The 5433-nt window shown below is 56.2% G+C and carries 3 rRNA genes; all 3 read left to right on the top strand.

The annotated features are described in order from the left end of the window. Positions 1-192 precede the first annotated feature (192 nt). The 3 genes from A5780_RS26230 to rrf all read left to right on the top strand — a co-directional run bounded on the left by A5780_RS26230 (position 193) and on the right by rrf (position 5384). Positions 193-1709, top strand: a 16S ribosomal RNA gene (locus A5780_RS26230). Between the two features lie 324 nt (positions 1710-2033). Next, positions 2034-5146 (top strand): 23S ribosomal RNA (locus A5780_RS26225). Between the two features lie 121 nt (positions 5147-5267). Continuing rightward, positions 5268-5384 (top strand): 5S ribosomal RNA (gene rrf / locus A5780_RS26220). Together the 16S, 23S and 5S rRNA genes form the textbook arrangement of a ribosomal RNA operon. The last annotated feature ends 49 nt before the right edge of the window (positions 5385-5433 follow it).

Below are 5433 nucleotides of genomic sequence, written 5' to 3'. Positions count from 1 at the left end.
TGTTCTTTGAGAACTCAATAGTGTGTCGATGAATGTCAGTGCCAAATATTTATTTTGGTTCCGTTCATCCTCCCCCCGTGAGGGTGACGGACATTTTTGTCAGCTAATTTTCCGGCTGGCGTTTAAGTTAGGTTTTCGGACTCTGGTTCGAGATACTTCTGATTGGCTGCTTCGGTGGCAAATCTAGAGTCTTCAACGGAGAGTTTGATCCTGGCTCAGGACGAACGCTGGCGGCGTGCTTAACACATGCAAGTCGAGCGGTAAGGCCCTTCGGGGTACACGAGCGGCGAACGGGTGAGTAACACGTGGGTGATCTGCCTCGCACTCTGGGATAAGCCTGGGAAACTGGGTCTAATACCGGATATGACCACGGATCGCATGGTTTGTGGTGGAAAGATTTATCGGTGCGAGATGGGCCCGCGGCCTATCAGCTTGTTGGTGGGGTAATGGCCTACCAAGGCGACGACGGGTAGCCGACCTGAGAGGGTGACCGGCCACACTGGGACTGAGACACGGCCCAGACTCCTACGGGAGGCAGCAGTGGGGAATATTGCACAATGGGCGAAAGCCTGATGCAGCGACGCCGCGTGAGGGATGACGGCCTTCGGGTTGTAAACCTCTTTCGACAGGGACGAAGCGCAAGTGACGGTACCTGTAGAAGAAGCACCGGCCAACTACGTGCCAGCAGCCGCGGTAATACGTAGGGTGCGAGCGTTGTCCGGAATTACTGGGCGTAAAGAGCTTGTAGGCGGTTCGTCGCGTCGATTGTGAAAACTTGCAGCTCAACTGCAAGCTTGCAGTCGATACGGGCGGACTAGAGTACTTCAGGGGAGACTGGAATTCCTGGTGTAGCGGTGAAATGCGCAGATATCAGGAGGAACACCGGTGGCGAAGGCGGGTCTCTGGGAAGTAACTGACGCTGAGAAGCGAAAGCGTGGGTAGCGAACAGGATTAGATACCCTGGTAGTCCACGCCGTAAACGGTGGGTACTAGGTGTGGGTTTCCTTCCACGGGATCCGTGCCGTAGCTAACGCATTAAGTACCCCGCCTGGGGAGTACGGCCGCAAGGCTAAAACTCAAAGGAATTGACGGGGGCCCGCACAAGCGGCGGAGCATGTGGATTAATTCGATGCAACGCGAAGAACCTTACCTGGGTTTGACATACACCAGAAAGCCGTAGAGATACGGCCCCCCTTGTGGTTGGTGTACAGGTGGTGCATGGCTGTCGTCAGCTCGTGTCGTGAGATGTTGGGTTAAGTCCCGCAACGAGCGCAACCCTTATCTTATGTTGCCAGCGCGTAATGGCGGGGACTCGTGAGAGACTGCCGGGGTCAACTCGGAGGAAGGTGGGGACGACGTCAAGTCATCATGCCCCTTATGTCCAGGGCTTCACACATGCTACAATGGCCGGTACAGAGGGCTGCGATACCGTGAGGTGGAGCGAATCCCTTAAAGCCGGTCTCAGTTCGGATCGGGGTCTGCAACTCGACCCCGTGAAGTTGGAGTCGCTAGTAATCGCAGATCAGCAACGCTGCGGTGAATACGTTCCCGGGCCTTGTACACACCGCCCGTCACGTCATGAAAGTCGGTAACACCCGAAGCCGGTGGCCTAACCCTTGTGGAGGGAGCCGTCGAAGGTGGGATTGGCGATTGGGACGAAGTCGTAACAAGGTAGCCGTACCGGAAGGTGCGGCTGGATCACCTCCTTTCTAAGGAGCACTTCTGCACGACGCTTCACACAGGTGAAAGTGGTTGTGCCAGAGACCGTTTGTGTCCCCGTCAGTGGGACCGCGGAAGCTCATGGGTGGAACGCTGGCAAGTTTCATCGCACCAAGGTGCCGGCTCTGTCCGGGACCGCGGTGAATATATCGACACACTGTTGGGTCCTGAAAGAACAGACGTTCTTTCCAGGCAAAAAATACGATCCGCCCGGATCTCTTGTGAAACCAGCCTCGTGGAGGTCGCGGTCCTTGAATTCGATTCGGTGCGGGTGTGTTGTTTGAGAACTGCACAGTGGACGCGAGCATCTTTGTTAGTAAGTGTGTAAGAGCGTACGGTGGATGCCTTGGCACCAGGAGCCGATGAAGGACGTAGGAGGCTGCGATAAGCCTCGGGGAGCTGTCAACCGAGCTGAGATCCGAGGATTTCCGAATGGGGAAACCCAGCACGAGTGATGTCGTGTTACCCGCCGTTGAATATATAGACGGTGTGGAGGGAACGTGGGGAAGTGAAACATCTCAGTACCCACAGGAAGAGAAAACAATAGTGATTCCGTGAGTAGTGGCGAGCGAAAGCGGAAGAGGCTAAACCGTGTAGATGTGATAGACGGCAGTCGTTGTCTATGCGGGGTTGTGGGGTCTTTCTTCTTCTCACTGCCGTGAGGAGCGCAAGTCAGAAACCGTTGTGTTAGCTGAATTGGTCTGGGACGGCCAACCGTAGACGGTGAGAGTCCGGTAAGCGAAAACGCGACGGCTTGTGTGATTGATACCCGAGTAGCAGCGGGCCCGTGAAATCTGCTGTGAATCTGCCGGGACCACCCGGTAAGCCTGAATACTCCCTGGTGACCGATAGCGGACTAGTACCGTGAGGGAAAGGTGAAAAGTACCCCGGGAGGGGAGTGAAATAGTACCTGAAACCGTGCGCTTACAATCCGTCAGAGCCTTCGATTCGTCGTGGGGTGATGGCGTGCCTTTTGAAGAATGAGCCTGCGAGTCATCGGTGTGTGGCGAGGTTAACCCGTGTGGGGTAGCCGTAGCGAAAGCGAGTCCGAATAGGGCGTTTGAGTCGCATGTCATGGACCCGAAGCGGAGTGATCTACCCATGGCCAGGGTGAAGCGACGGTAAGACGTCGTGGAGGCCCGAACCCACTTAGGTTGAAAACTGAGGGGATGAGCTGTGGGTAGGGGTGAAAGGCCAATCAAACTCCGTGATAGCTGGTTCTCCCCGAAATGCATTTAGGTGCAGCGTCGCGTGTTTCACACTGGAGGTAGAGCTACTGGATGGCCTAGGGGGCCCACAAGCTTACCGAAGTCAGCCAAACTCCGAATGCCGGTGTGTGAGAGCGCGGCAGTGAGACTGCGGGGGATAAGCTTCGTAGTCGAGAGGGAAACAGCCCAGATCGCCGGCTAAGGCCCCTAAGCGTGTACTAAGTGGAAAAGGATGTGGGGTCGCTGAGACAACCAGGAGGTTGGCTTAGAAGCAGCCACCCTTGAAAGAGTGCGTAATAGCTCACTGGTCAAGTGATCCTGCGCCGATAATGTAGCGGGGCTCAAGTACACCGCCGAAGCCGCGGCACTCAGTCATACAGATCGCCTTCGGGCCAGTCGACTGGGTGGGTAGGGGAGCGTCGTGTAGCCAGGGAAGCAGCGGGGTGACCTAGTTGTGGAGGCTGCGCGAGTGAGAATGCAGGCATGAGTAGCGAAAGACGAGTGAGAAACTCGTCCGCCGAATGACCAAGGGTTCCTGGGCCAGGTTAATCCGCCCAGGGTGAGTCGGGACCTAAGGCGAGGCCGACAGGCGTAGTCGATGGACAACGGGTTGATATTCCCGTACCCGTGTATCCGCGCCCAATGGCGAGCCGGTTTTGCTAATCGTCCTGAACCCAATGGACCACCTTCGGGTGGCCGGAGGGGGATGCACGAGACCCAGACCGTAGTAGTCAAGCGATGGGGTGACGCAGGAAGGTAGCTGGGCCCGGTGGTGGATTACCGGGTGTAAGCCTGTAGGGCGTTGTGTAGGCAAATCCGCACAGCATGTGCCTGAGAGGTGATGCGTAGCCGGTTGAGGTGAATTCAGTGATCCTATGCTGCCGAGAAAAGCCTCTAGTGAGTTGGTACACGGCCCGTACCCCAAACCGACACAGGTGGTCAGGTAGAGAATACTAAGGCGATCGAGATAACTGTGGTGAAGGAACTCGGCAAAATACCTCCGTAACTTCGGGAGAAGGAGGGCCCGATCTGGTGATGAGTCTTGCACTCGGAGCTGGGTTGGGTCGCAGAGACCAGAGAGAAGCGACTGTTTACTAAAAACACAGGTCCGTGCGAAGTCGTAAGACGATGTATACGGACTGACGCCTGCCCGGTGCCGGAAGGTTAAGAGGACCGGTTAGCGCAGTAATGTGCGAAGCTGAGAATTTAAGCCCCGGTAAACGGCGGTGGTAACTATAACCATCCTAAGGTAGCGAAATTCCTTGTCGGGTAAGTTCCGACCTGCACGAATGGCGTAACGACTTCTCTGCTGTCTCCACCACAGACTCGGCGAAATTGCATTACGAGTAAAGATGCTCGTTACGCGCGGCAGGACGAAAAGACCCCGGGACCTTCACTATAGCTTGGTATTGGTGTTCGGTACGGTTTGTGTAGGATAGGTGGGAGACTGTGAAGCGGGCACGCCAGTGTTCGTGGAGTCGTCGTTGAAATACCACTCTGGTCGTATTGGACCTCTAACCTCGGGCCATGATCTGGTTCAGGGACAGTGCCTGGTGGGTAGTTTAACTGGGGCGGTTGCCTCCCAAAATGTAACGGAGGCGCCCAAAGGTTCCCTCAGCCTGGTTGGCAATCAGGTGTTGAGTGTAAGTGCACAAGGGAGCTTGACTGTGAGACTGACAGGTCGAGCAGGGACGAAAGTCGGGACTAGTGATCCGGCACCGGCATGTGGAAGCGGTGTCGCTCAACGGATAAAAGGTACCCCGGGGATAACAGGCTGATCTTCCCCAAGAGTCCATATCGACGGGATGGTTTGGCACCTCGATGTCGGCTCGTCGCATCCTGGGGCTGGAGTAGGTCCCAAGGGTTGGGCTGTTCGCCCATTAAAGCGGCACGCGAGCTGGGTTTAGAACGTCGTGAGACAGTTCGGTCTCTATCCGCCGCGCGCGTTAGAAACTTGAGGAAGGCTGTCCCTAGTACGAGAGGACCGGGACGGACGAACCTCTGGTGTGCCAGTTGTCCCGCCAGGGGCACGGCTGGTTGGCCACGTTCGGAAGGGATAACCGCTGAAAGCATCTAAGCGGGAAGCCTGTTCCAAGATGAGGTTTCTCACCCCTTTAAGGGGGTAAGGCCCCCAACAGACCATTGGGTTGATAGGCCAGAACTGGAAGTGCGGTAACGCATGGAGGTGACTGGTACTAATAGGCCGAGGACTTACCAACAAAGCTGCTACGCGTCCACTGTGCGGTATCTGAAACAACACACAGATACAGGAAGACGGGATGTCGAACTCTGGTGACAGGGTTTCGAGGTTCTGGCTCTCTGTGGATAGTTTCATAGAGTTACGGCGGCTATAGCGGTGGGGAAACGCCCGGTCCCATTCCGAACCCGGAAGCTAAGGCCACCTGCGCCGATGGTACTGCACTCGACAGGGTGTGGGAGAGTAGGACACCGCCGGAACATACATTCAGGTAAGGCCCCCAACCAGCAGGTTGGGGGCCTTACCCAT

The sequence above is a fragment of the Nocardia sp. 852002-20019_SCH5090214 genome (assembly GCF_001665865.1).
In the GTDB taxonomy this organism is placed as follows: Bacteria; Actinomycetota; Actinomycetes; order Mycobacteriales; family Mycobacteriaceae; genus Nocardia; species Nocardia nova.
The sequence above is the reverse complement of the archived record's forward strand: the minus strand, read 5'-3'. Positions and strand labels throughout refer to the sequence as shown.